Annotated in this window: 22 protein-coding genes; 3 read left to right on the forward strand and 19 right to left on the reverse strand. The window is 52.7% G+C overall.

Going from position 1 to position 25,964, the window contains the following annotated elements; all coding sequences use genetic code 11:
* Positions 1 to 53: 53 nt before the first annotated feature.
* From NITSA_RS11145 to NITSA_RS08235, 4 genes are all read right to left on the reverse strand, one after another.
* The gene (locus NITSA_RS11145) at positions 54 to 974 is read right to left on the reverse strand and encodes an IS256 family transposase, variant Zn-binding type (protein ID WP_083799710.1); all 921 of its coding nucleotides are present in this window, start codon (positions 972 to 974) and stop codon (positions 54 to 56) included.
* A 106-nt stretch (positions 975 to 1,080) separates the two neighbouring features.
* Positions 1,081 to 2,211: an SAM-dependent methyltransferase gene (locus NITSA_RS08225; protein ID WP_013554562.1), complete on the reverse strand. Its 1,131-nt coding sequence runs from the start codon at positions 2,209 to 2,211 to the stop codon at positions 1,081 to 1,083.
* A gap of 66 nt (positions 2,212 to 2,277) precedes the next feature.
* Positions 2,278 to 3,486, reverse strand: a complete 1,209-nt coding sequence (locus tag NITSA_RS08230; protein WP_083799868.1) for a TolC family protein — start codon at positions 3,484 to 3,486, stop codon at positions 2,278 to 2,280.
* Entirely contained in the window at positions 3,443 to 4,630 is a 1,188-nt protein-coding gene (locus tag NITSA_RS08235; RefSeq protein ID WP_013554564.1) for an aspartate aminotransferase family protein, read from the reverse strand. The genes NITSA_RS08230 and NITSA_RS08235 overlap by 44 nt, the downstream gene beginning before the upstream one ends.
* A 119-nt stretch (positions 4,631 to 4,749) precedes the next feature.
* Between NITSA_RS08235 and NITSA_RS08240 the strand changes: the two genes are divergently transcribed.
* The gene (locus NITSA_RS08240; RefSeq protein WP_013554565.1) at positions 4,750 to 6,213 is read left to right on the forward strand and encodes a chloride channel protein; all 1,464 of its coding nucleotides are present in this window, start codon (positions 4,750 to 4,752) and stop codon (positions 6,211 to 6,213) included.
* Here the strand turns inward: NITSA_RS08240 and NITSA_RS08245 are convergent.
* Positions 6,210 to 7,028 (reverse strand): bifunctional riboflavin kinase/FAD synthetase, encoded by an 819-nt coding sequence (locus NITSA_RS08245; RefSeq protein ID WP_013554566.1) that lies wholly within the window; start codon positions 7,026 to 7,028, stop codon positions 6,210 to 6,212. The genes NITSA_RS08240 and NITSA_RS08245 overlap by 4 nt on opposite strands.
* Positions 7,029 to 7,094: 66 nt before the next feature.
* Here NITSA_RS08245 and NITSA_RS08250 point away from each other — a divergent pair, with 66 nt between their 5' ends.
* Both NITSA_RS08250 and NITSA_RS08255 read left to right on the forward strand, forming a co-directional pair.
* Positions 7,095 to 8,480 (forward strand): DUF4139 domain-containing protein, encoded by a 1,386-nt coding sequence (locus NITSA_RS08250; RefSeq protein ID WP_013554567.1) that lies wholly within the window; start codon positions 7,095 to 7,097, stop codon positions 8,478 to 8,480.
* Positions 8,477 to 8,926 carry a YaiI/YqxD family protein gene (locus NITSA_RS08255; protein ID WP_013554568.1) on the forward strand — a complete coding sequence of 150 codons (450 nt, stop codon included), beginning with the start codon at positions 8,477 to 8,479 and terminating at the stop codon, positions 8,924 to 8,926. The genes NITSA_RS08250 and NITSA_RS08255 overlap by 4 nt, the downstream gene beginning before the upstream one ends.
* A gap of 105 nt (positions 8,927 to 9,031) precedes the next feature.
* On the opposite strand, the gene NITSA_RS08260 is transcribed toward NITSA_RS08255, so the two are convergent.
* The 14 genes from NITSA_RS08260 to rho all read right to left on the reverse strand — a co-directional run bounded on the left by NITSA_RS08260 (position 9,032) and on the right by rho (position 25,895).
* Positions 9,032 to 9,655: a LysE family translocator gene (locus tag NITSA_RS08260; protein ID WP_013554569.1), complete on the reverse strand. Its 624-nt coding sequence runs from the start codon at positions 9,653 to 9,655 to the stop codon at positions 9,032 to 9,034.
* Between the two features lie 61 nt (positions 9,656 to 9,716).
* Positions 9,717 to 10,472 carry a helix-turn-helix domain-containing protein gene (locus NITSA_RS08265; RefSeq protein WP_013554570.1) on the reverse strand — a complete coding sequence of 252 codons (756 nt, stop codon included), beginning with the start codon at positions 10,470 to 10,472 and terminating at the stop codon, positions 9,717 to 9,719.
* Between the two features lie 58 nt (positions 10,473 to 10,530).
* Positions 10,531 to 12,411 (reverse strand): sensor histidine kinase, encoded by a 1,881-nt coding sequence (locus tag NITSA_RS10940; RefSeq protein WP_013554571.1) that lies wholly within the window; start codon positions 12,409 to 12,411, stop codon positions 10,531 to 10,533.
* Positions 12,404 to 14,032, reverse strand: a complete 1,629-nt coding sequence (locus NITSA_RS08275) for an EAL domain-containing response regulator (RefSeq protein WP_013554572.1) — start codon at positions 14,030 to 14,032, stop codon at positions 12,404 to 12,406. The genes NITSA_RS10940 and NITSA_RS08275 overlap by 8 nt, the downstream gene beginning before the upstream one ends.
* Before the next feature lie 514 nt (positions 14,033 to 14,546).
* Positions 14,547 to 15,857 (reverse strand): DUF2130 domain-containing protein, encoded by a 1,311-nt coding sequence (locus tag NITSA_RS08280; RefSeq protein WP_013554573.1) that lies wholly within the window; start codon positions 15,855 to 15,857, stop codon positions 14,547 to 14,549.
* 232 nt (positions 15,858 to 16,089) lie between these two features.
* Positions 16,090 to 18,183 (reverse strand): KAP family P-loop NTPase fold protein, encoded by a 2,094-nt coding sequence (locus NITSA_RS08285; RefSeq protein ID WP_223162227.1) that lies wholly within the window; start codon positions 18,181 to 18,183, stop codon positions 16,090 to 16,092.
* 149 nt (positions 18,184 to 18,332) lie between these two features.
* On the reverse strand, positions 18,333 to 18,971 hold the full coding sequence (locus tag NITSA_RS08290) for an abortive infection system antitoxin AbiGi family protein (protein ID WP_013554575.1): 639 nt from the start codon (positions 18,969 to 18,971) through the stop codon (positions 18,333 to 18,335).
* 420 nt (positions 18,972 to 19,391) lie between these two features.
* Positions 19,392 to 20,753 (reverse strand): dicarboxylate/amino acid:cation symporter, encoded by a 1,362-nt coding sequence (locus tag NITSA_RS08295; protein ID WP_013554576.1) that lies wholly within the window; start codon positions 20,751 to 20,753, stop codon positions 19,392 to 19,394.
* Between the two features lie 245 nt (positions 20,754 to 20,998).
* On the reverse strand, positions 20,999 to 21,727 hold the full coding sequence (locus tag NITSA_RS08300) for a hypothetical protein (RefSeq protein WP_013554577.1): 729 nt from the start codon (positions 21,725 to 21,727) through the stop codon (positions 20,999 to 21,001).
* Positions 21,727 to 22,410: a TIGR00703 family protein gene (locus NITSA_RS08305; RefSeq protein WP_013554578.1), complete on the reverse strand. Its 684-nt coding sequence runs from the start codon at positions 22,408 to 22,410 to the stop codon at positions 21,727 to 21,729. Before NITSA_RS08305 ends, NITSA_RS08300 begins: the two co-directional genes overlap by 1 nt.
* Before the next feature lie 159 nt (positions 22,411 to 22,569).
* Positions 22,570 to 23,289 (reverse strand): 23S rRNA (cytidine-2'-O)-methyltransferase TlyA, encoded by a 720-nt coding sequence (tlyA, locus tag NITSA_RS08310; RefSeq protein WP_013554579.1) that lies wholly within the window; start codon positions 23,287 to 23,289, stop codon positions 22,570 to 22,572.
* Positions 23,286 to 24,122 (reverse strand): glutamate racemase, encoded by an 837-nt coding sequence (murI, locus tag NITSA_RS08315; protein ID WP_013554580.1) that lies wholly within the window; start codon positions 24,120 to 24,122, stop codon positions 23,286 to 23,288. Before murI ends, tlyA begins: the two co-directional genes overlap by 4 nt.
* A complete protein-coding gene (locus NITSA_RS08320) occupies positions 24,119 to 24,577 on the reverse strand; it encodes a four helix bundle protein (protein ID WP_013554581.1) in 459 nt (152 codons plus the stop codon). The genes murI and NITSA_RS08320 overlap by 4 nt, the downstream gene beginning before the upstream one ends.
* Complete coding sequence (rho, locus tag NITSA_RS08325) at positions 24,564 to 25,895, reverse strand: transcription termination factor Rho (protein ID WP_013554582.1); 1,332 nt, start codon at positions 25,893 to 25,895, stop codon at positions 24,564 to 24,566. The genes NITSA_RS08320 and rho overlap by 14 nt, the downstream gene beginning before the upstream one ends.
* Positions 25,896 to 25,964: the final 69 nt, after the last annotated feature.

Here is a 25,964-nt window from a genome sequence, read left to right on the forward strand (position 1 = left end):
ATGGGCATAGCCCCTTTTTAAAATCTTTAGACTTAAAGCGGGTTTTCGGGTTGCTATTTCATTGCTTTTTCTAGGAAATCAGTGATGAGTTTCTTCTTCATAGAGTCTCCAATACCCCGATGGATTTTCAATAAAGCTTTCATAGGAGAGAAGAGTCCACCATCCAAAGTATTGGTTGTATTGGCTATGCCAAGATGAGGATGGGTTTTATACGTGAAGAGATAAGGAAGATTGCGTTCAAGACTTCGATAGGCCGAGCGGAGTCGATCATGGGTGTAATGCCATCCACGTGGAGAATCGTCAGGGGTTTTCTCTTCATAGAAATCTTTGTGCCGTTGGAGCCAGGCTTCCAGCATATAGCGGAAACGGCAGGGGGTTGTCTGTCCAAGATAGGAAGCGATACGCTTGAGATCCCTAGAGGCTTGATAGGTAGGTCTGCGCGTCAGATAACGAGTGAGAATGGCTTGTTGATGGAAATGGCACATTTGAACCGGAAGGTCGGCAAAGAGCCCAAACAATCCCCGTCGGCCATCGACGGTGACGGCCTGGATGATAAAGCCCTGATCCAGAAGGCTTTGCCGAAGCATCGCATATTCATTGAGCGTCTCAGTCTGAATGAAACGATACGCTACCAGTTGGCCACTCAGGATATCTTTAGCTACAAGAACACCAAAGCCCTCTCCCCGTTTTCCGAAGAATGTCGCATCGATAACCAAAGTGACCGGTCTGGGATGTGGTGAAGTCTTTGGCGGTTCATAGCTATGAATCTGACGTTGAATCCACTCCCGATCCTTATGATAGGTCCGGGATAAGGCTTTGAGGGTTTGGTGCTCATAGAAGTAGGCAGTAAAGAGTCGTTTTCTGAGGCGGGAGGGACGTCTACGAGAAGAGAAGCTCTGCCGGCAACTTTGGCAAAAATAGCGCTGAATTCCTGCTCTTTTACCATTCTTTTTCGTCGCTTTTGAACCACAGATAGGGCACTTTTTTACAAGCCATCTGTAAAAAAGTCCTTTTTAGGCACCATATTACCGAAGGTTTAAAGGATTTTTAGCAACCCGAAAAACCGCTTTAGCTCAATCTTTACCTCTTGGAAAATTCCACGACTTTGAATCGATCCCCCATCACCGTTGGAGCGATCAGCGTTTTGATCCGGTCGGCCTGGCGCAGATAGTCGGCCTGAGCGGCGATCTTGGCATACTCTTCCAGGATGTCGACAAGGCCGTAACGCACCAGAGCCCTGGCCTGGGTCTCGTAGGCGTCGCATCGCATCCCCGCCCCCTCGAAAGCTTCGATCACGTGGCCGAAGTTCACATCGTATGTGATGTCGCTCTCCTGGTACGCTTGGGCCAGGTTCAACTCTTCGTCAAAGAGGGGAAAGGTCTCGTGCTTTCGATAGACCCGGATGGAGAAGTCATTGCGCACATACTTCTCTCCGTAGTCGAAGCTGACAAACTCCAGCGCCTCCGCCGCCTCGGCCACCCGCCGGGCAAAGGATTCGTAGCCGACGGCGATCTCCCCTTTGACGAGGCGGTGGCGCTCGGCAAAATCTTTGAGCTTATCCTCTGCATCGACCCAGCTGATGTGGTGATTTTCCACCACAGCCTGTTCTCCCTCTTTGTAGAGTTCGCAGGGAAAGGCGTCGAAGATCTCGTTGGAGACAAAGAGAGCGTAGGGGACCCGTACCTCATCCAGGGAAGCAAACTGCTCCAGTGCCACCCCGCTGCCGAAGCGCTCGGCGAAATACTCCCGCTGGATCCTGCGTACATCCTCCTGCCGCTCCACGATCCCAAAGCGCATCGTCTCCAGCAAAGAGGGGTCACAGCTGTAGAGCCACTGGATCATATCGGCCAGCAGATAACCCCGATGGGCCCCGATCTCGATAAGCCAGGCATCCCGAGGGATCCGCCCCTCTTGAATCCCTTTCCAGAAGTGATTGGCAATGGCCGCACCGAAAAAGGCGCTGGTACTTACCGCGGTATAGAAATCCCCACCCTTTCCGATATCCCGAAAAGTCTTGTAGTAGCCCCCCTCGCCGTAGAGCCATTCATTCATATAGGTGCTGAAGGGAACCGGGCCGGAGGGAGATTTTGGATTTTGGATTTTGGATTTTGGATTGTTTTTTGAGTCGTTGGTCGTTGGTCGTTGGTCGTTGGAGATTTGTTGCTTGCTTTGCTGATCGGTTACTCCGTTATTCAGTTCCTCACTCCTCACTCCTCACTCCTCACTTGAAACCATAAGGTTTCATTCGGTTACTCGGTTGCTCGGTTGCTCGGTTACTCATTCGTTACTTTCCGTTTTTTCATAGAGTTTGAGCAATTGGATCTGCCGTTCTATCCCATAGATCTGAGCATCGAGTTTGGCCATATTCATCGAGTTGCGCATCGTCTCTACATCGAGTTGGGTCTTCTCCCCCGCAGCGGCCTGTTCCCTGGTGCTCTTGAGCAGATCTCGGTAGAGCCGCTCGTCGGAGTGTGCCAGGGCGATCTTTTTGTCGATGATCTTGAGGGTATCGATGACCAGGCGGTATTCACTCTCCACTTTGCGGCGGTCATCCTGCAGCTGCACCGACTCCTGGAGAAACTTCACCCGGCTCGCTTCGATATCGTGGGGGGCGTTGATGTTCAGCGGCATCGAGACCCGGAAACCGTAACGGTAATAGTCGTCACGCATCCCCGGCATCGGAGTGTCGAAATCATTATCGTAGTAGTTGGCATTGACCGAGAAAGTGGGAAGATATTTCGACCAAGTCATTTTGCTGTTATATTCACTTTGGCTCACCCGCAGGCGCTGGGCCAGAAGCTCCAGGTTGTTCTGCCGATACTCTTTCGCCCGAATCAAGTGAAGTCTGGGAAGTCTGAGCCGATCGGGATTCCGGTCACTCAGCAGAGAAAAGGCGTTGCGAAGATTCTTCTCTGCCAGTTGTAGCGCCAGCAGCGTCGTCTGGTCGCGGTTGCGCTGGAGGATCGCCTGATTGAGGAAGCTGCTGTCGATCACCCCGGCGTCATACTGCTCCCGCTTGCGCCGAATATCGATCTTGTCGTTGCGGATCTTGAGGCGAAGCTGCCGCTGCTGGAGGCGGTTTTTGCGCAGTTCGAAGAGGGTTTCGATCGCCTGAACGATGAGTTGGCGGCGTTGGAGCCGGATCTGGGCAGCGGTGGCCCCCTCCTGGGCATTGGCGAATTTGACGGCATAGTAGATCCCGCCGCTTTTGAAGATAGGCTGGTCGATCCCCACGCTCCAGGTCCGCTGTGTGCTTTTGCCTGCCAGAGACTGATCGTCGCTGCTGTCGCTATAGCTGAAGATGATCGGATTGATCCAGCTCTTGCGCAGCACATCGCTCTGGAGTTGATTGACCTGCTCCTGGTAATCCAGGATGAGGTTTTTCTCCCGGGAGAGGTAATTCTCCAAATCGCTCTGCGCCGCCAGGGGCAGGAGCAGGAGATTAGAGAGTAGCCAGAGCTTTTTCAAAGCGTTTGAACCCTTCATCGATCTCGTCGCGGGTGATGGTCAGCGGCGGGAGGAAGCGCACGGTATTACGCCCCGCTTTGAGCACGATCAGCCCCTCGTCGAAGGCGGCCTTGAGAATGGCCCCCTGGATTTCGGCATCCACGCAGCGCAATCCCCGCATCAGCCCCAGCCCCACTGCTTCGGTAAAATACTCGGGCAGACGCTCAGCCAAGCCCTTCAGATAACTGCTGAAAATCTCGATCCGCTCCGCCAGGGCTCCCCGGTCCTGCTCCGCTTTCAAAACCTCCAGCACGGTCAATCCCGCCCGGGTACTCAGATAGTTGCCCCCGAAGGTGCTGCCGTGATCTCCAGGCTTGAAGATCTCCTTGAGCCGGGTCATCGCCACCCCGATGGGCACACCCCCGCCCAAACCTTTGGCCAGGGTGATAATGTCGGGCTCGATTTCATAGAGCTGGGACGCCAGGAATTCGCCGGTGCGATAGACTCCGGTCTGCACCTCGTCCACGATCAGCAGCAGATCCCGACTGCGCAAAAATTTGGCCAAATCCTGAACTTCGCCTTTGTCGAAGGGTTGCACCCCGCCTTCGCCCTGGACCAGCTCGATCATTACGGCCACGGTCTCATCATCGATAGCATCGTAGATGGCGTCGATACTCTCCACATAGGCGAAGCCCGCCGGGTAGGGGGAGAAGTCGGGTTTGTGCATCTCTTTCTGTCCCGTCGCCTTGACGGTGGTGATAGTGCGGCCGTGGAAAGAGTGTTTGAGGGTGATGACCTTGTAGCGCTTGGTGTCGAAGGCGGTCTCCCCGTATTTGCGGGCGATCTTCAGGGCCGCTTCATTGGCTTCGGCTCCGGAATTGCCGAAGAAGCAGCGCATATCGTAGCCGCTGAGCTTCACGATCCGCTCCGCCAGGCGCGCCTGGGGCTCGATCACCTGGAGGTTGGAGACGTGGATCAGTTTGGAAGCCTGATCGCAGAGGGCTTCGCTGAGCTTCGGGTGAGCGTGGCCGATGCTGCAGACCCCGATCCCGCTACCGAAATCGATAAACTCCCGTCCCGTGTCGTCATAGAGCTTCGCCCCTTCACCCCGGACGAAGTTGGTGTAGTTTCTGGCATAGGAGCCCAGCACATAATCCCGATCGACTTGTTCCAATTCACTCACGCCTGATCCTTGATATTGATGAAAAATTGGAAATATTATAGCAGTTTTCCTTCTTGTTAAATCCTGTTAAAAATGGGAGTGATATAATTGATGAAAGTCCGCAATAAAGGCGAGCGATCGTGAAATTTCCGACCGAACATCCATCGATTTTATTGAGTGTCACCAAGTGGACCGTACTCTCTGGGCTCATCGGCATCGTCATCGGGGCCATTGTTACCCTCTTTTTGAACATCCTCGCCTATGGCGAAGCGGCCCGGAGCTTTCTGCCTTTTCACTACTATTACCTCCTGCCCCTGGGCCTGGTGCTGAGCGTTTGGCTCACCCGCAAATTCGCCCCCGAAGCCCAGGGTCACGGGACGGAAAAGGTGATCGAAGCGGTCCACAAGCGTAACGGCAAGATCGACGTCGCCGTCATCCCCGTCAAACTCCTCACTACCGTCATCACCCTCGTTACCGGCGGATCGGCGGGAAAAGAGGGCCCCGGAGCGCAGATCGGTGCGGGAACCGCCTCGGCCATCTCCGATCTCCTGCACTTTTCGAGGCAGGACCGCAAAAAGCTGGTCATCTGCGGCATCAGCGCCGGCTTCGCCACCGTCTTCGGCACCCCCATTGCCGGGGCGATCTTCGGCATCGAAGTGCTGGTCGTCGGTGCAGTGATGTATGAAGTGCTGCTCCCCTCCTTCGTCGCCGGCTTCAGCGCCTTTTTCACCGCCCAATACCTGGGCGCCCACTACACCTATTACGAGATCAGCTACTTCCAGCACTACTACATCGACCTGGTGCTCATCGCCAAAGTAATGCTCGGAGGGGTCTTTTTCGGCCTGGTAGCCTGGCTCATCATCGCCACCCTCAAGCGGACCGAAGATGCCGTCGAAAAGATCCCGATGAACCCCTATTTCAAAGCCTTCGGCGCCGGGGTTTTGCTGATCCTCCTCTCTTTTGTCTTCGGCACCCACTACTTCGGCCTGGGGCTCGATACTATCTCCGAAGCGATGAAGGTCGACAGCAGTCTCGGGACCGATTCTCTGCCCTGGTACGCCTTTTTGGTCAAAATCTTCTACACCGCGGTCACCCTCGGCTCGGGGGGAAGCGGCGGGATCATCACCCCCATCTTCTACATCGGCGCCACCAGCGGCCACTGGTTCGGCGGGCTCTTTGGCAGTGCACATCAGCTGGCCCTCTTCGCCGCCCTGGGCTTCGTGAGCGTCCTCGCCGGCGCCACCAATGCCCCTATCTCGGCCACCGTAATGGCGATGGAACTTTTCGGGATGGATGTGGCCCACTATGCGGCAGTGAGTATCGTCATCAGCTTCCTGGTCTCGGGGCACCGCAGCGTCTTCCCCTCCCAAAAGATCCAAATGAGCAAGTCGGATCTCCTGGAGATCGAATACGGAGAAGATATCGAGCACTCCAAGGTGAAGCTCAACGAACGTCAATACAAACGCTTCAACAACATCTACCGAAACATTCAGATCAAACGTGCCCGGCATGACAGAACGCGACAGGAGAGAAGAAAGAGACGTGATGATCGGCGGAAAGAACGCGCAGATGCCCGTGAAAAGAGTGAAGAAGAGAGCTCTTAATCCAGCCCCAGCCGCGCCATCGCCTTTTCGATATCGAGATAGATCTGCTCTTTGAGCTCAGCCGGGTTGTCGAAACGGCGGTTGGGACGCAGGAGCGCTTCAAACTCCAAAGCGACTCTGGGCTCTTCGACCGGGCCGATTATCTTGTCGAGCAGATGGGTCTCCACGGCGAAGCTCCCGTCGGTACTGTCCCGGTACCCCAGGAAGATAACGCTGGGATAGCACGCTTCTCCCAGATGGGTATAGCCGGCATAGACCCCTTCGGCGGGCAGCTCGTACCCCTCGACCTGGAGATTGATGGTCGGGACGAATTCCCGGCTTCCTCGCCCCTGCCCCCGCACAGGTTCCCCGTCGATGAGATAGCACCGCCCCAAGAGCCGGTTGGCCAGGGCCAGATCCCCGTTTCGCAACAGTTCACGGATCGTCCGGGCGTGGACCGGCACCCCTTCTACCTTGATCTCGGGAACGATGCGCACTTCTCCGTCAAAAAGCTCTTTGAGAGTCTCGGCGTTCCCCCCGCGCCCCACTCCGAAATGAAAATCATAACCGACGACGATCTTACGGAGCCTGGGATAGTGCTCCCGGAGCATTGCAACGAAGGCTTTGGGACTGAGGGAACGGATCCGATCGAAGAGATAGAAATCCATCGGCTTGTCGGTGTACCAGCTCCGCTTGTATCCCGGGGTCAGGGTCCCGCTCTGGCGCTCGATCACCGCCACCGCCTCCGCTGCTTCGATGAGGGCCTGATGGGCCACATGCATCCCGTCGAATGATCCCAGAGTGATCGCTTCGATGCTGTTCTCGATCCGGCTCAAAGACATCTCCTCTTTTGAAAAAAGTGGCTCTATTATACGATACAATTTGGCAAGAAGGAGGATTTGATGAAAGCATTCATTCCCATATTCACCCTGACACTCGGTACGCTAATGGCCGCCTCGACGGTCATTCCCCCCTCCGACAGCAATCTTTCACTGACCATCTACACCAACGACCGGGCCTTCATCCACGAAAAGCGCCAAGTCAGCGTCCCGGCGGGCGATCAGCGGCTGGTCTATCAGAATGTCCCCAATACCGTCATTCCCAGCAGCGTGATCCCCGAATTCAGCGGCATTCCCGTGACCCTCTACTCCCAAAATTACGTCTATGACCTAATCTCCCTCACTTCGATGCTCCAAAAGAGTATCGGCCAAAAGGTCCTCTACCGCCCCGATCCAAAATCGAGAGACCTCAAAGAGGGCCTCCTCCTTTCCGCCGCCCCCTCGGTGATGATCCGGACCGAGAGCAAGGGGCGCATCGTCACTCTCAAAGACCCCTCCCAGGTCGTCTTCCCGACGATCCCACCGACGATGATCACCCGCCCCAGCCTCGTCTGGCATATCCAAACCCCCAAAGCCGGACCCCTCGACGTGGATCTCAAATACCTCAGCCGCGGCCTGAGCTGGCGCAGCGACTATGTGCTCAACCTCCATCCCAAAAAACACACCTTCGACCTGGTAGGGTGGATCACCGTGGACAACCGAACCGGAGTGAGCTATCCCCACGCCAAAATCTACTGCCTCGCCGGAGAGGTGCATACCGAGGAGAAGCGCCCGATGCCCCGCGCGATCTATAAAACGATGGCGATGGCGGCACCCAATGTCAAAGAGGAGTCCTTCGCCGGTTACCATCTTTACACGATCCCCTTTCGCGAAACGATCCGTGCCAAAGAAAAAAAGCAGATCCGTTTCCTGGAAAAAGCGGGGATCACCTACCGCCAATTTGCCCGGGCCAAAGTCCACAGCTTCCAGCGCAGCGGAGAACTGCGGCTGAGCTTTCTCAATACCCTGACCTTCCGCAACAGCGCCTCCAACGGCCTGGGCCTGCCTCTGCCCAGGGGGATCGTGCGGATGTACAGCCCTGACGCTTCGGGCACCTTCCGTTTCATCGGGGAGAGCCGCCTGGGCAACACCCCCGCCGACGAGCGGGTCAATCTCAGCATCGGCACCCTCTTCGATGTCACCGGCACCAAAAAGACCCTCAAATACATTGCCCGGGATAATTACCGAAACGTCGTAAGCCAATACACCCTCCACAACCGGGGCGACGTCCCCAGGGTCCTCAAGATCGAGGAGCAAATCCCCACCTACGGCGGCACCATCCGGCTCAAGAGCAGTTGCAGCGGCCCCTGCTCCGTCAGGAAGCTCACCGCCTTCGTGCGGGAGTTCACCGTCCGTCTCAAGCCCAAAGAGAGTTACAAATTCACTTCGGAATTCGAAGTGATCCGATGACCCTCTACCTCGACGGCGACGCCCTGCCCAATCTCCTCAAACCGATCCTTCTGCGGGGCATCGAGCGGCGGAGTATCCCTACCAAAGTGATCGCCAACAAACGGATTCACATCGGCAATTCTCCCCATATCGAAATGATCCTCGTCGAACAGGGCGCCGACCGGGCCGACGACCTCATCGTCGAGCTCCTCTCCCCCGGAGATCTGGTCATCACCGCCGACATCCCCCTCGCCGACCGCGCCCTCAGCGCCGGTGCCCACGCCATCGACCACCGGGGAGAGCGCTATACCCCCGAAAACATCAAAGAGCGCCTGGCCCTGCGCAATCTGATGGAATCGATCCGTGAAAGCGGAGAGATCACCAAAGGTCCCAAACCCTTTACCGTCAAAGACGCCCACGCCTTTGCCAATGCGTTCAATGCTTTTTTGCAAAGTCTGGTGATTTAAGAAAATAGAAATCTACTTTCACACCAAGTCCCTGAATGCGGCAAGTTCAAATTAATCAATCTCATCTGATTGTCTTCTGAATTGTTACGCTCCTGACTGGACATCTCACCCCCACAGGGCCAATCCGACCCCCATCGCCACAAACAATGCCCCCGAGATCCGATAAAACCCTTTCAACTTCTCTTCATCGAAAAACCAGGCTTTGGCCCGGGTCGAGAGGTATCCGTAGGTCATCAGAGAAGTAAAGGATATCGCCAGAAAAGTCACCGTCATAATCCCGAATGACAACAGGGAATCACGCCCCGGCTCCATAAAAAGCGGATAGACGGCGCTGAAAAAAAGGATCGGCTTGGGGTTGGTCGCGGCAACGAGGAAGCCCTTGCGAAAGACGGCCCAGGGGCTGCAGGCCCTATGAAGGGTTTCCCGGTTCATCACGAGATGGGTATGGTGATTGCGCATTTGGCCGATACCGAGATAGACGAGGTAGGCACCGCCAAGCCACTTGAGCCACTTGTAAAAGAGCGGCGAAGTCTGAAAGAGCACCCCCACGCCGAACATCGCCACGGTCGCCAGCAAGAAAAGACCGAGGATATTCCCGAGGGTCGAGAAGAGCACAGCCCGCAGATTCATCCGCATCGCATTGTTGATCGCCAGGAGGATCGCCGCACCGGGGCTGATGATCGTCAGCACAGCGATGAGCAGATAATTGAAATAGTTGTCGAGGCTCACGGCAAACCTTTTTTGCCGGGATTGTACCCCTGTGCAGTCTTTGAGTTCTAGGAAAATATTGCTATTTTTCGATACTGCCGGGTGTGTGGCCGTAGAATTTCCGGTAAGTTTTGAGCATATGGGACTGATCATAAAAGCCGCACTCCAGCGCAATCTGCGCCAGAGAACCGCCCAGAGCCAATTTGCGACGTACACAATCGATGCGGATATTCTGGAGATAATGATGGGGTGTCCGGCCGTAACGGCGCTTGAATTGCCGGAGGAAATGGTATTTGCTCATCGAAGCCCGAGCCGCCATAGCTTCCAGCGAAATATCAGGGTCGCAAGCGTGGGCGTGGATGAAGATCCGGGCTTCCTCCAGGGATCGATCGGCGGGGATCGACACCGAAGCAGGCGGCGTATCCTCCCGATGCTTTTCCAGCAGATGGATCAGCAGCGTCTCCTCGGCGTGCCGCCGGTCCGCATCCGCCCTTTTTGTCCACAGCGAAAGCATCTTTTCCGAGAGTACCGCATCGTCGATCACCTGACGCAACAAAACCGGCACCTCCATCCTCATCGCTCTTGCCGGTGATTCGATCCTCTTCGTGGGGACGGAAAAGTTGAGATGTTCCCAACTGCTCGGCAGCGTCTCGTGTATTTCAAACGGATGCACCACCCGCACCATCCCGGGGCCGGCCTCCATCCTCTGCCCCTCGATCGCAAAGCGGTGCACCCCCTTTAGCACCAACGAGAGCGAATAGCCCTCATGCGTATGCGCAGCGAAGCTTCGTCGTTGGAATCTGCTGTGGACCATCAAAATATCGCCGGCGGAAGGCATCTTCTCTCCTCTTTGGAACCTATAGCGTCAAATAACCGCGATTGAAGTGATTCTTCTTTCAAGCACTCTTAGGCGCTTCACTCGTCTCATCTTCCGGGAGGATGATCGTAAACTCCGCCCCCTTGACCTGACGATCGTGATAGGTAAACGTAACGGTTCTGGCCTGAATCGTTCCGCCCATCCCTTCCACAATCAGCCGATAGGTCATATGTAATCCCAGGCCGGTTCCCTGGGATTTATCCTTGGTCGTAAAATAGGGCTCGAAGATCCGATGCAAAATTGCGTCATCGATGCCGCCGCCGTTATCCAGGACCCGGATCAAGACGGCTCCTTTTTCTGTACGCTCCATTCGAACAGCGATATAACGATCCTCTTCCCCTTTTTCCAAAAAAGCATCCTTGGCATTGTTGACCAGATTGATCAAAACTTGCAAAAGGTCGTTGCGATACCCAAGGATTTTCAATCCCGGCTCGATAAAGGTCTCCAGGGTAATCTCATGCCGTTTCAATTGGACATTGAGCAGACTTTTGAGGCTCTCAATCAATTCTTCGGCATCAAAGGTCTCTTTCTCATGATCTCCTCGGATAAACTGTCGAAAATCTTCAATGGTTTCCGAAAGATACTGTACATTGTTATTGATCTGGGTACAGGAGTTGATCAAGCCCTTATCATTGAGAATGCCCAATTCCTTTTCGGTTTTCATCCCGGTAGCCAGGGTTGAGATCACCGAAAGCGGCTGACGCCACTGATGAGCGATGTTGCCGATCATTTCCCCCATCGCTGCCATTTTCTCCTGCTGGACAAGCCGTTTCTGCATGAGATCATTGGATTGGATCTGTGCTTTGAGTTTCTGCTCCCGCGCACGGATTTTACGGCGCATCGTTTCAAAACTCTCGATAAGATTCTCGAAAATGGGATAGGTTTTCTCCCTGTCCATTGCAGGGAAATCTTTTGATCCCATCGCAAACAGATTGATCCTCTGAATAATCTGTTCCACCGGCTTGACGATACGATTACTCATCATCCGCGCACTGATGATCGTCACAAGCAAAATCAACACCATCAAAAACGATCCGACCAACAATATTTTCTGCAGATATTTATCCAACTGATCCCTGTGGTCCCGCACTACAACCATCCAATTGAAGTCAGGCAAATGGGCATAAGAGAGAAAATTATCTTCGTCAAACCACCCTTTCCAAAAGGAATCCCCCTCCCGGTAGTGCTCCGGAAATTCCGTCACCGTATACGGATCAGAGTTTTTAACCGCAGCCGCATATGCCCCGTCTTTATAAAAAGAGACAGTGTTACGTGAGAGATTCTCATCACGGGTACTATAAATATAGTCCCCTTTGTCATCAATAATAGCGATAGAGCGTAGCTCTTTTTTTTGGAGAAGATATTTTAACTGCTCAAAGAAATGTTTTGGATCGACCTGAATGATGTAGAAGTGATCCCGAAACCGGAAAGCATAAGCAAGGAGGACAGACTCTTGTGTCTTGGAGTAATATACCGTCTCATTTTGGGCATCGGGGTTTGAACGAACCTGTTCAAGCAGCCTTTTGAGATGAGGATCGAGGGCGTGTGGTTGCGAAATCAATTGGTCTCGGGCATAGATACGACGTATCTTCCCTTGATTATCTATTTCTATAATTGACACCAGTTCAGGAGCGTAGTCAAATGCATTTTTTATAGAGGCTTCATCCTCCTCTACAATCTTGTGCTGTATGACATTAAATAGCAAGTGTACCCGACGATAATATTCACCGCTCAAGCGCTCAACCACATTCAACAGACGGGTATGTTCACTCCGTTGTAATGACACTTCAGCCCGATAGATCAAGAGAGACCCCAGAAGTCCGATGATGATCATCGGGATCAAAGAGAGTGCGATCATTTTTTGACGAATGTCACTGCGAAAGGTTTTGCGTTTAAGCATCCGGTATATCGTCCCTGCTTATCTCTTCCGAAAGATACCATCCCTGCACCCGATCGATCCCAATACGCTTGATAACGGCATACTCCTCTTCACAACTGACCATTTCCGCTACGGTTTTGATTCCCAATTTCTTACAAAACTCATAAATCGCTTCCACGATCAACTCCTGCCGGTGTGAGCGGTGAATCCCCTGAATCAACAAACCGTCGATCTTGACAAAATCGACATGTAATCCTTCGAGTATACTGAAATTGGAGTATCCGGCACCGAAATCATCGATTCCGACCCGACATCCGTAACGGCGTACTGCCTCAATAAAGTTTCCCATCAAGTCGTAATTATCGATCTTTTCACTCTCAAGTATTTCAAAATCAATCAGCTTTGCCTCATCCGGATTTTCTTCCAACAGGGTCTCGATATCGTTTAAGCTATCTTGATTGACCAAATCGATATAAGAGATATTGACCGAGACGCGAACCTTCTTGGTACGTACGGTTTCGATGACGTGTCGCAATACCACCCGCGTTATAATAGAATAGAGATGGCTTTTTTTGGCAATATCCAGGAAGGCGGCAGGAAGCTCATGTTTACCGGTTTCATCCACATAACGAATAAGAGCTTCATATTTGTCAATCTCTTGGGTTTTGGTATCAACAATCGGCTGATAAAACGGTACAAATTTTCCACTCTCTTCTGCCCGTTGCAATTCAAGAGTCCAATATATATTTTTTTTATGTTGGATGCTGTCTTTGTCGTCTTCGGGATTATAGACAATAAATTTCAAATGCGACTTCATAGCTTTGCGCAAGGCATACTGGGTGTAATAGAGCGTATGCCCGTCATTCGAGTGTGCCAAGGCAAAGACCAGGATCAGGTGGATCGGAATCCCGGCAACCGATACACCCTGTTTGTTACACTCCTTTTCAAAAGCTTCCAATGCAGGATAAACCGTTTCAACCGCTCGCTCAGGATGCCGATCCCAAAGAACAAACCGGTCAAAACCGACCCGGTAGATCTCATACCGATCATCAAAAAATTTGTGAAATTTCTGTGTCAATGCTACAAGTGTTTTGGTGCTAATTTCCTCTCCATACAAATCCTGAATATGACTAAACTCTTCGATTCCGACCAAAACGAGGCGGTTGTCCCCACTTTTTTCGAGATCCCGAATCAGCGCGTTGCGTGTCTTGAGATTTGTAAGCGGATCACGACATAAACTGCGTAATTCATGATAAAGCATCGACTGTTCCATGGCTTCAAGCAGTTTCTTGGCATCCAGGGGTTTGAGGACATATTTGTCGACATGGATATCAATGGCTTCAAAAAGATGATCGGTACTTGAGTAGGCTGTCGTAACAATTACCGGCATATAAGGTACCATCTCTTTGATGGCTTTAGTCATCTCCAGACCGTTCAGGTTCGGCATATTGATGTCGGTAATTACCATATCGATCTCGTCACGGTACTCCTGAAAGAGCCTTAATCCTTCCGCTCCGTCTTTGGCACTCAAAACACGCAGGACAACACGATCAAGCAGGGAAGAAGTCACTTCACGCAGTTCCGGCTCATCTTCGCAATACAGCACGGTCACTTGCTTGAGTTTTTCCAAATCTGTTTTCATCTTCTCCTATTCTTTCTCTCTGTTGCCCAAAGATCGCATCCGATCGTCAGCTATATTTATGTTCCATTTCCATCCTTCTTGATATTAGCAGAATTGCACTTATTACTAAGTTTTTTGCCGGAGCAGGCTTGCACTACTACGCCAATTCTTTCTATGATAAGCAATCCTCCGGTATCGAAATAATCTTCATCAAACAGGGCGCCGACTCGACTTGTCACCGCATTATCGAACTGCTCTCAATAGGAGCCTCAGTCATCAACGCCAGCAATTACACAATCTGATGAAATAAATCCGGAAGAGTTTAGAGATCCCAATAGACCTAGATTGTTGGCAGTAAAAGACGCCTACACATTCATCAATTCATTTTGTAGTTTCAGACTTCAACCGGGTTGTCAGGTTGATAAAAATCTTCCAAGCCTTCAGTAATATGGAGTTCAAAAAGGGCTTTTTTAATATAAAAAACTTTTAGGAAATTTTACATTATTCGGACCACAGGTTAAACACCACATTCAGATCATTCCTCCGGCTCCTCCGGTAACTCCAGCACATCGATCTTCGGCAGAGCATTCCCCCCGGCGATACCCTGTAGGGCTCCGTACATCTCCGTCGTATTGGCCAGGACGCTGTCGATGAGCTTCTGGCGACGTTTCCAGGCGGCCATGAGAGAGCGTTTCTCCTTGTCCAGCTCATTTTGCATCTGCATAAACCCGTCCACAATGGCGCGCAGCTGCATCTGGAATTCGTTGCCGGTGAGGTAGTTGTAGAGCAGGGTCATCTTATCAGCCTTGTTCTCCTCCCGCTGCATCGCCTGATGCACGCGGATCAAGCTCTCACGCAGCAGCGCTGCCGAACCCCTGAACTCTTCCAGGGAGCAGACCCAGATACCGTCCACCCAGCCCATCCGCTCCATCCCCGGAGGATAGACCGAGCTCACCAGTACCCCGATATCGGCCCCGACCTTGAGCATATCCTGCTTGAGCTTGCCGATCCAGGCATCGCTCCAGGCTTTGGTGTTTTTCGACTCGTAGCAGATCACCCCGCAGTTTTGCGCATCGCGGGTGTGCACCGTCTGGATACAGTCGGCGCCGAAGGCTCCCTTCTTGACCTCCTCGATGCTGTCGAAAGGAAACTGGCTTCTGAGCCAGCCTTCGATGGCCAACTCCAAGGCTTCGCCCTGCACCTGCATACTCCCCTGCTCCGCCTTGCGCTTGGCATCCTCCAAAGAGCGCTGGAGCTGCTTGAGCTGCTCATCTTTCTCCTTGAGCTTGAGGGCCTGGGCCTCTTCGATCTCTTTGAGCTTCTTCTGGGCCATCTCCTCCAGATACTTCTGAGCCTTGGCCTTCTCTTCGGCCAAGCGCTTGTTGAGCTCCGCTTCGGCCTCAGCCTTGGCCTTGAGGGCCAGCTCCTCCCTTTCGCGCTTGAGCCGCTCGATCTCGATCTTCGCCGCCGAGAGCTCCCGGATCTGCTTCGATTTCTCCTCCAGCTCCTTTTGCATCAGGGCCATCGCCTCGGCCTGCTCTTTGGCCAGCTCGCCCTTGAGCTCTTCGGTCAGCTTGGAGCGCTCTTTGCGCAGCTGCTCCCTCGTCGCCCGGCGCAACTCCTCGTCGAAGCGCTCTTTCTCTTCGCGAAGCTGCTCCTCTTTGGCTTTGAGGGCATCGAAATGGGCTTTGTACTCCTTGCGCCTGTCCTCCAGCTCCTTCTGAAGCTTCCGGCGCTCTTCGAGCTGCTGCTCCTTGAACTTCTCCTCCACCTGCTTGTAGAAGATGGCGTCGATATCGATAAGGGTTCCGCAGTTGGGGCATTGGATGGTAGTCGATGTGGACATGGCGACTCCTGTCTCTTGCGTTTAGTTGGTTTGGGGGTATTTTAACGGAAATGTGGGGAGAATGCTGCTAGTCTAGAGCCTTTTTATATATTGGATGGATGATGAACAGTCATTAGCAGCAGCGGTGCTACACACCGTCAGTTACATGCTGTTCTCAGGCAACATGCCAACAAACCTTCATAGCTGATGAAAAGAATCACGAGTAAATTTTCAGTGCTACCACTGTGCCATGTTATGCGTCCCCAAACTCACTCGATCGCCAGCCACCAAGATACTTGTCAGCCAATTCCAGAACCCCATTGACGTCCTCTGACTGCGTAGCTTTCAGTTTGTTGATCCTCTCCCTGAGGATATCCTCACTGCCATACAACTCAATAAGCGCGTCCCAGGCTAGTCGGGGGGATTGACGAACCGCCCGGCTTCCAAGCGCCAGGCTTCGTACGTCGCTACGCGCTGATCGCAGAAGCGCAAGAGTCACGCTGGGGGAGTCGGGAATATCAAGTGCCGGTTCCGCTGGGCCTGCTTCTCGCTTTGTGAGAAGCAGTATTCTAAGAAGTTCTTTTTCCTTGGCTAGTCGGTCTGCGGTCGTCGCGCGGACCTCGGCACGCCAAGAATCTTCAAGTTCACGTACTACCACTTCCGATACGAGTTTGTGACCGGCTCCATCGCGGTATCCCACCATAGTGATCAGTTGCTCCTTCGCAGACAGGGTGGTGAGTTTAGGAAGTATCTGTCGAATTGCTTCTTCTATCGCGTTGTCTTCCTTAAGTGTGCGTACGAGACGGTACACAACTCGCCCTACGACCATTCGGCTATCAAGATTGAACATTCCTTGGTCGCGCTCAGGCAGCTCTGGCAAGAGATTAAGCAGCACTACGCTCCCCGGAACTACGTGTTCAGGAGCGAACTGCTCCTCGTATACCTCTAGAGATGAGATGACATCTTGCAGTCTTTCCGCGTCAAGTGAACGGAGGTAAGAGTCGAAAGCTTCGCGGTTAGCCATGCGGGGAAACGCCTGTTCGGCGTCGGTCAACGCCTGAAGCCCTTCACCGATAACCCGCTCAAGGTACACGCGAAGAACTTCTTCATGTGCAACGCGCCGCTCGCGAAGCCAACCGTTCTTCCAATCCTCGCCATAGTTTGAGCCGCCAATATGCCGTTCCCCCGCTGGAAATAGACGCTGGATGAGTGCCTGGACGACATCCGCACGGCTCTCGGCAGCTTGCATCAATCGCTTGACCTGTTCCTTTAGATGTGGTGCATCTTCGTCACCGCGATAATAGAGGCCAGAGGGGGTAGTAAGTCCTTCCACGGCTCCATGCAACTCTCTGAACACGTCGGGGAGAAAAACTCGAATGGCCTCCAATGCGAGCACATCGGCAAGGGCGACTGATCCTCCGAGTTCCTGTACCGTACCGCGAATAGCAGCCGCATAACGACGGACATCCCGCATGTTCTGAAGGAGCGGCCTGATGATCTCCATGAAAATGTCGGCCCAAGCGTTCTGATCAAAGGGCCCTGTGTTAACGACCGTGGAAAGCGCATTGTCAATCGCGGTCAAGATCTGCTTGTTAAGAACGTGAGCCGGCACCGCCGGAAGATCAAAGCCCACCTGGAGTATCTTCTCAAGATAGTCACGGCCAGGGATTCTGTGCTCAGCGAGAGCTTCTTCCACTCGAATACGATCAAACACTAGGATATAGATTACGTTTGGAAAATTCGCGGTCAACCGAACAAGTTTGAAGATATCACGGATCTCTGGAGTGGTAAGACGATCTATGTCATCGAGCACTACGGTAAGGGGTTTGTCAAGAGCGCCAAGAGCTTTCACGACCTTCGCACGGCGACCATATATACCTTCTTTTTTCCTGCGTTGGAGGATTTTAGCGAAGATCTTTGTGGCTGCACGACCTCGTTCAATCCACGGACCAACGAGAGGTAGCCAGCTCATGCCAGAAAAGATTTCACCGTAGTCCTCCAACTCCTTGCCAACTTCAAAAAGCTCAGGGCGAAGCCTTAGCTGTGCGGAAAGCTCAACAAAGAACGACTCAACAAGTTGGTCTGCTCCGCTATACATCCAAGGATTGAAGTCGAGGACCGCGACCGAATTGCATTCCAGGCACTCTCGAGCAAGGTTGACAAATGAAGTCTTACCAGAGCCCCAAGGACCGAGAACGCCAACGACGGCACCTTCGGTCACATCCAGCGACAGGACATGTTCAGCGAACGAGTGAGCCATGTCTGCACGTCCGAGAACATCATCTTTCCGCCGATGAATCGGATTGTCTCCAGTGACACACTGGACGTCACGTTCAGTTCCATCCACAGCATCGCCCTGTTTCCACTTGCTTTTGGTCTGAGAACCACCTTTCGGACGATGCTGGAGTTTTCTTATCCATTTTAGCATGTGCTACTCAACGTTTGAGTTGAGAAATATTTGAGCCATATAGTCAAATATTTCTCTCCAGTGATTTATTATGAAATGTGTGTCGGCCATAGGCTTTCAATTTTTTTATACATTTCGATAGAGAGAAATTTTTCTTTGGGAATTTTCCACTTTATTATTCTGTCAATTTGTTCAATATCAGAGTTTTTAGCAACTACTATAAATTGTATATCATCTACGTTAAAAGTAAAATCATGTGGAACTCTCCATTCTCTCTTATGTGTATAGTCGACAAATTTTGGAAATTTACTGTTTTTTTTATGATTACTTGTACCATAAGGTGGTATAAAAGGTGTCATGAATGGCTTAACTTTATCATCCCAATTTTGAGCATTTAACAAATCTTCTTTTAAATATAGAGCAGGACCTCCACCAGCAACATAAATATGTGGTTTTGTAAAGCCTATCCCATAAGCAGAATAGTTTTTTGTATGCTGCAATAGACTTGACCATGGACATTCAGTAAAACAAACAGCATTTGCTTTTATCCATGGCATAGTAGAAGCTATAATTTTTTTACTATTCAAAATAGAAATTAGTCTTTCCATTGCATCCATTTTTTGAAATTTCAATGTAGGATTATCTTGACTCTGACTACAAGTTTTTCTGTTTGAAGTAAAATGAGCCAAATAGTTAGAAAAATCTGGTCTAGAATCAGTATATCCCATCTTTTATCCTTTTTATAACAGGGGCACGCTGCGCCGGGCGACTAACAGCGGGTGTTCAACCCACGCCCCACTGCCTCAGTAAGTGAAGCATCCGAGGATACGATTCATTGTATGAACATTTTATACCATATCCTCAAAATCCCCAAATATGCCAAAACGACATATTTTTTCAATCCTACCGAGTTTTCCATCAAAAATCTCTTACCTCCCATATCGTGCTATTGGCTCCACAACCGTTATACGCACTTTTTGTTCGGATAACAGGCCATATTCCAATAGCTAGACAAAAAGTGCAGATATCAAAGGATGGTCTATCCTATTTGTATGAATGAATATAATGGGTTTCGGAGTATGCATTCCCACGCTCAGCGTGGGAATGCATAGAAAGAACAGAAGTAAACAAAAGAAAGACGAGAAGCCTCAGAGTTCCTCTTCCTCTTTGACCTCCTCGATCACCTTGGCAAGCTCCTCTTCTACTTTTTCATCGATCTCCAACTCTTCATCATAGACCGTTCCAGCTTCGGGATCGTCATAGATACGCTCATCCAGTTTCTTTTCACTCTTAGCCACGATGGTAGTCACCACGCCGTCACCCGATACATTGACCGCGGTACGGATCATATCCAGCAACCGATCCACGCCGAGGATCAGGCCGATTCCCTCTACCGGGAGCCCTACCTGGGTAAAGACCATTGAAAGCATAATCAACCCCACCCCGGGGACGCCGGCTGTACCGATGGAGGCCAACACCGACATCAGAATGACCGTCAAGTAGCCGGCCGTCCCCAGGTCGACGCCGTAGGCATTGGCGATAAAGACCGTCGCCACCCCCTGCATAATGGCGGTCCCGTCCATGTTGATCGTCGCACCGAAAGGGATGGTGAAGGATGCGATGGAGTTGTGTACACCGAGACGCTCCACCGTCGCCCGCAATGTAACGGGAATCGTCGCGTTGGAGCTGGAGGTAGAGAAGGCGAAGACCTGCACTTCGCGGAATTTTTTGAGGAACATTGCGGGGCTCTTGCCCGAAAGGAGTTTGAGTAAGAGCATCAGCGTGATGAAAAGGTGGAACATCAGGGTCCCGATGAGGACCAGCACATAGCCCGCCAAGTCCGCCAGGAGCCCCAGTCCCAGATTTGCCATAGCCCGTGCCAGGAGTGCAAAGACTGCATAAGGGGCCAGAGCCATAATGATGGTTACCATCTTCATCATAATCTCATTGCCAATCTCGGTCAGCTCCACGATCGCTTTGGCCTTTTTCCCCACCATAAGGATCGAAATTCCGATAAGAATTGAAAAAAAGATGATCTGGAGCATATTACCTTTGGCCATAGCATCGATCATATTGGTCGGAACAATATTGATGAGCACCTGGCTCAATGGCGGTGCCTCTTTGGCAGTGAAAACCGCGTCGCTGCTCATATGCACGCCCGAGCCAATGCCCAAAGATGCGGCGATGGTGATGGCCACGGCGATAGCTATGGCGGTCGTGAGCATGTAGAGGACGAAGGATTTCGCACCCACCTTCCCCAGCTCGCGGATGTCACCGATACCGACCACTCCCGTGATCAATGAGAAGATCACCAAGGGAACGACCAACATCTTCAAGGCCGCAACAAAAAGCTTACCGATAATGAGAAACAGCCCATCGGTTATATAAAGGTTAATCCAGGACCCATGGGCATTTAGCCCAAGCATATTGAGCGCCAGTCCCACGATAATCCCCAGGGCCATTCCGATCAGGACTTTGACCGTCAAAGACATCTTTTTCTTTTCCGCCATTTTATAACTCCTTTTGCTGACACACGACGAACGGAGTCCCTCGAAATCCCGCTCTCCTCCAACCGCGATCCGTATCTATGATAGAGGAGCGACGCTTCAAAATCACTTATTAAATCTACATATTTGTATACAATATGTTTTTATAAATGATAAAGAGTAGCTTGCCGAGGTATGGCAAAGAGAAGGATTTCGAAAGGCTTTGGGGAAAATCAGTGTTGCCAAGTAGGAAGAAAGAAGAGGCGATCCTACCCCTCGCTGCGGTACTCGCACCAGCCCAGCAACTCCCGGTCGCCGGAGATGATGTAGAGTTCCTTGGGTAGCAGATCCTGTTTGTGTTTCCGGATCAGCTGTCGGCGTAGCTCGGGAAACCGCCAGAAGAAAAAGAGTCCACCGCCGTGGGGAGCGTTGCTCCAGGCTCCCAGGCGTAGGGCGCTCTCCCACTCGTTGGCGATGCTGTTCTGGATCGCGGCGCAGCTCTCCTCCAGATAGGTATCGACGAGATGTTTGTGCTCATATTCGGCCAGCGCCCGGGCATAGGAGGTCAAAGCCGTGCGAATCTTCTCCCATTGGGGTGTGCTGATCTGCAGATCCGGGATCGTTCCTCGAAAACTCAAGGCTTCGAATTCCCGACTGACTTTTTGCTCCTCCAGGTCAAAGACTTCGATATGCCGCCGCCGCAATCCTTCGGCGGGAAGAGAGATCTTTTCGGGGATCACCAGGTCCTCCAGCCGATGGAGGGCAAAGACCATCGAACGCACCGCCTCAGATGCCTGCAAAAAGGCTTCGTCGTTCTGGAGATTTTCCAGATGCTTCCGTGCCTTATTCTGAAGACTTTTATCCTTTTTGACCCAGTAGAAGACCCAGGCATTCTCGATCGCTTCACGCACCGACGATCCGGGCAGGTAGGCCTGTCCCTCCTCTTTGGGAAAGCCCTTTTTAGAATCGGCGATCAGCGTCGTCCAGGCGATCAGCATCACTTCAACTCCGCCAGGGCTTTGTCGATGCGTTCGGCGATGTGCTCGTCAAACAGTGCGATCGTCGGCACCATCCAGCTCATACGGTAGCGGGGTTTGCCCTCCTTGTTCTCACCGAACCAGGCCAGAGCTATCCTGCCGAATCCCATATCCTTTTCGATCTTCTTGGCTTCCCGCAAAAAGCGCCGGGGCACGGGAGGAAGCTCCGCAAAGCTCATCGGTTTGCCGCTCTCACCGTCGTGACGCACCAGCTCGGCGGCACTGCCCAGTGTCCGGAGGGCATTGGCCACGTGGGGCAAGCGGTGTTTTTTCAAAAAGGCCAGCAATATCTCCCCCGCCGGAACCCGCAGGATCTCCTGACTCTCCTCAGCCTCCAGGTCCAGGACGAGGTGAGCCGTCCCCTCCTCCATCTCGATCCGGGCATAGGCTTTGGCGTTTTTGGGATACTCTTTGAGGACTTCGGTGATGGAGACATCGCTGCCTTCATACTCGAAGCTCTCTCCTTCGGCCGCGCCTTCGGGCCGGGTTGCGTAAATGGTTTTGCCGTTGTGGATACCGCTCACCAGATCGAAGCCCCACTTTTTGAGGCTCTTGATCTTGAACTCCCGTTCACGCTCCGGGGCCCCCAGGGTCTCGAAGACCAGGGTACCCAACACCATCGGTTCATTGATTTCAAAGGTCATAATCACTCCTGATTTTTTGCAAATCATAACCGAGAAGAGAGAAGACCCCTTGCTACCTGGGTCACATCCGGGGAGAATTGTCCATCAAATGCAAGAAGTTCGGCTAAAAGTGGAAAATACGTTCCTGAATGGAGTAGAGAAAAGGCATATAGAAGTCCCTCAAGGGATCCGGAAATGATAGACCCACTCCACATTCCCCTCTTTGCCCGCCAGGGAACTGGGAGTTTTGCGCAAGAGCTGCCAACCCATCGCCTCCGTCACGGCTTCGAACCGCTCCATCGCTCTCTCGATCGCCCGGGAATCGGTCACCACCCCTTTACGGTCCCGTTTGGCTTCTCTGCCCACTTCGAACTGGGGTTTGAAGAGCAAAATCACCTCGGCTCCGGGAGCGGCCAGGCGGGCGACGGAGGGGAGGATATGGTGAAGGCTGATGAAACTCACATCCGAAACGATGAGGGGATAGCGAATCCCGGGATCGAAATCACGGATGTCAGTCTGCTCATAGGAGCGGACCCGGGGATCGGCCCGAAGAGAAGGGTGGAGCTGATCCCTTCCCACATCCACGGCATCCACTCCCGCCGCACCCTTTTCCAACAGCACCTGGGTGAAGCCTCCGGTGGAGCTGCCGATGTCAAGGCAGCGCTTCCCTTCTGTCTCCAACGGATGTTCCTGCAGATAACCCGCCAGCTTCTGAGCGGAGCGGGAGACATAGACCGGGCCGCCCTGGAGGGTGATCTCGGTCTCCTCACCCACTTTGAAAGCGGGCTTTTTTTGCACGTGCCCATCGAGGAACACCCGCCCTTTGCGGATTGCCTCGGCGGCTTTGTTGCGGCTCTCAAAAAGCCCCCGCTCCACCAGGGCCGTGTCGAGACGTTTCATCGCTCCTCCAGCCTCTCGGGGTCCAGCCGGTTCACGGGATAGGAGCGACCGAGAATATGCTCCACCGCTTCGGTATCGATCGGGCCAGTGGCGTAGAGTTTCAATACCGGCTCTCCATTACTTTTACTTTCGCATTCGCCCAGCAGGCTCAGCAGTCGCCGTGCGATCGCCTCTCCGGTTTCGATGAGAGTCACCGGCGTGCCCATCACTTCCCGGATCGCGGAAGCGGCCAGCGGATAGTGGGTGCAGCCCAGCACGATCGTATCGACCCCCGCCTCTCGCATAGGGGCCAGCCACCCTTCGAGCATCCGGCGGCACTCCGGGCTCTCTACCTCTCCCCGTTCGATCCGCTCCACCAGGCCCGGGCAAGCCTGCTCAAAGAGCTGCACTTCATGCTCTGTGCAGAGGCGCTCTGCCAAAGCCTGATATTTCTCTCCCGCCAGAGTCGCCGGCGTCGCCAGAATCCCTACTTTGGCGCTGCGGCTCGCCCGAACCGCCGGCTTGATCCCCGGCTCGGTCCCGACTATGGGAAGATCGGGAAAACGTTCCCGTAGTGTCGCAATGGCGGCGGAGGTAGCGGTATTGCAGGCGACGACCAGGGCATCGACGTCGTGTTCACGGATGAAATACTCGGCAATCCCCAGGGAGTAGCTACGAATCTCTTCACGGCTCTTCTCCCCGTAGGGCGCATGGGCCGTATCGGCCAGATAGAGGATCTCCGCCCCCGGCAAGGCTTGCATAATGGGACGCAGAACCGTCAAACCGCCTAAGCCGGAGTCGAAGATTCCGATTCTGACAATTTTGGATTTTGGATTTTGGATTTTGGATTTCATTGGTTTTTCTGAAGTGTCAAAATAATACTTGTCAAAAGGCGATTGATGGATTCGATATCTGCCAACATACTTTTCACGTGATCTCTGTCAGCCTCCAAATAGCCTGTTTCAATCAACAAACGAAGCCAATATCGGGTTTCTCTCGCCTCTTTTGACGCGATGGTGAGTTTGGAAACAAAATCTTTGCGACTCTGTGCAGCTTGGGCCTCTTCGACATTGGCACCTATGGAAGTCCCTGAACGAAGAATCTGCTTGGAAAGAATATACTCGTTATGCTTTTTACAGAGGTGACGATAAAGTAAGACTATACGTTTAGCAAAAGAAAATGAGAGTTCAACAATCTCATTTTTGTTCTCTTTAGCCTCCAGAAGTGAAGACTCGTCTTCATTTAATCCAAAATCCAAAATCCAAAATCCAAAATCGCGTAATGAATGAAGCGGCTTATGCCCCTTCATTCATGATGGAAAGAAATTCATCGTTGCTCTTGGTCTTGAGCATTTTAGAAAAGAGGAATTTGAGCCCTTCGACCTCTTCCATATTCTGCATAGCGTTGCGGATCGCCCAGACTTTCTGGAGGGTTTCGGGATCGGTGAGGAGCTCCTCTTTGCGGGTGCCGGACTTGGTGACATCGATGGCGGGATAGATACGGCGGTCGGCGACGTGGCGGCTGAGGACTACTTCGGCGTTACCCGTTCCCTTGAACTCTTCGAAGATCACTTCATCCATCCGGCTGCCGGTTTCGATGAGGGCGGTGGCGATGATGGTGAGGCTGCCGCCGTTTTCGATGTTCCGGGCGGCACCGAAGAAGCGCTTGGGCTTGTGCAGGGCATTAGCGTCTACCCCCCCGGAGAGGACTTTACCGGAACTAGGGGTAACGGTGTTGTAGGCCCGTGCCAGACGGGTGATGGAGTCGAGCAGGATGATCACATCCTCGCCCAGCTCCACCCGGCGCTTGGCCCGCTCGATGACCATCTCGGCGGTGCGCACGTGGTTCTGTGCCGGCAGGTCGAAGGTGGAGGCGTAGACTTCCCCCTTGACGGAGCGCTGCATATCGGTGACCTCTTCGGGCCGCTCGTCGACCAGCAGAACCATCAGGGCCGCTTCGGGGTTGTTGTGGGTGATGCCGTGGGCCACCTCTTTGAGCAGTTCGGTCTTACCGGTGCGGGGCGGAGCCACCACCAAGGCCCGCTGCCCCTTGCCGATGGGGGCGAAGAGGTCGATGACCCGTCCGGTGAGTTTCATCGGGTTGTACTCGAGTTTGAGCTTCTCCTGGGGATAGAGGGGGGTCAGGTTATCGAAGAGAGGGCGTTTCTTGGACTCTTCGGGCGGCAGGTAGTTGATCGCTTCGATCTTGAGCAGAGCGTAGTATTTCTCCTGCTCCTTGGGGGCGCGCACCTGGCCGGTGACGATGTCGCCGTTACGCAGGGCGAAACGCTTGATCTGGGTCGAGCTGACGTAGGTATCATTCGATGAGTTGGCGAAGTTGCCGTCGATGGAACGCAAAAAGCCGTAGCCGTCGCTCATAATCTCCAGGATACCGGTAAAGAGGATGTACCCTCCCTGGCTCACCTGGGCTTTGAGGATTTCGAAGATCAGGTCTTTGCGCTGATATTCGTTGGGATTTTCCACCTTGAGTTTGCGGGCGATCTCCACCAACTCGTCGAGCGGTTTGTTCTGCAAATCTTCGATCTTGTACCCTTCGACAGGGGTATGGGTACGCTGATGCTGTTTTCTGCCATTATTATGGCCGTTTTTCTGGCGGTTTTCTTCCATGGGTCCTCGTAATTATGGAGATTAAGTAAAAAATGTGCAGAGATGAATGCAAAGATTGTCCACTCTTAG

Origin of the sequence: Nitratifractor salsuginis DSM 16511 (assembly GCF_000186245.1) — a bacterium.
GTDB classification, from domain to species: Bacteria; Campylobacterota; Campylobacteria; order Campylobacterales; family Sulfurovaceae; genus Nitratifractor; species Nitratifractor salsuginis.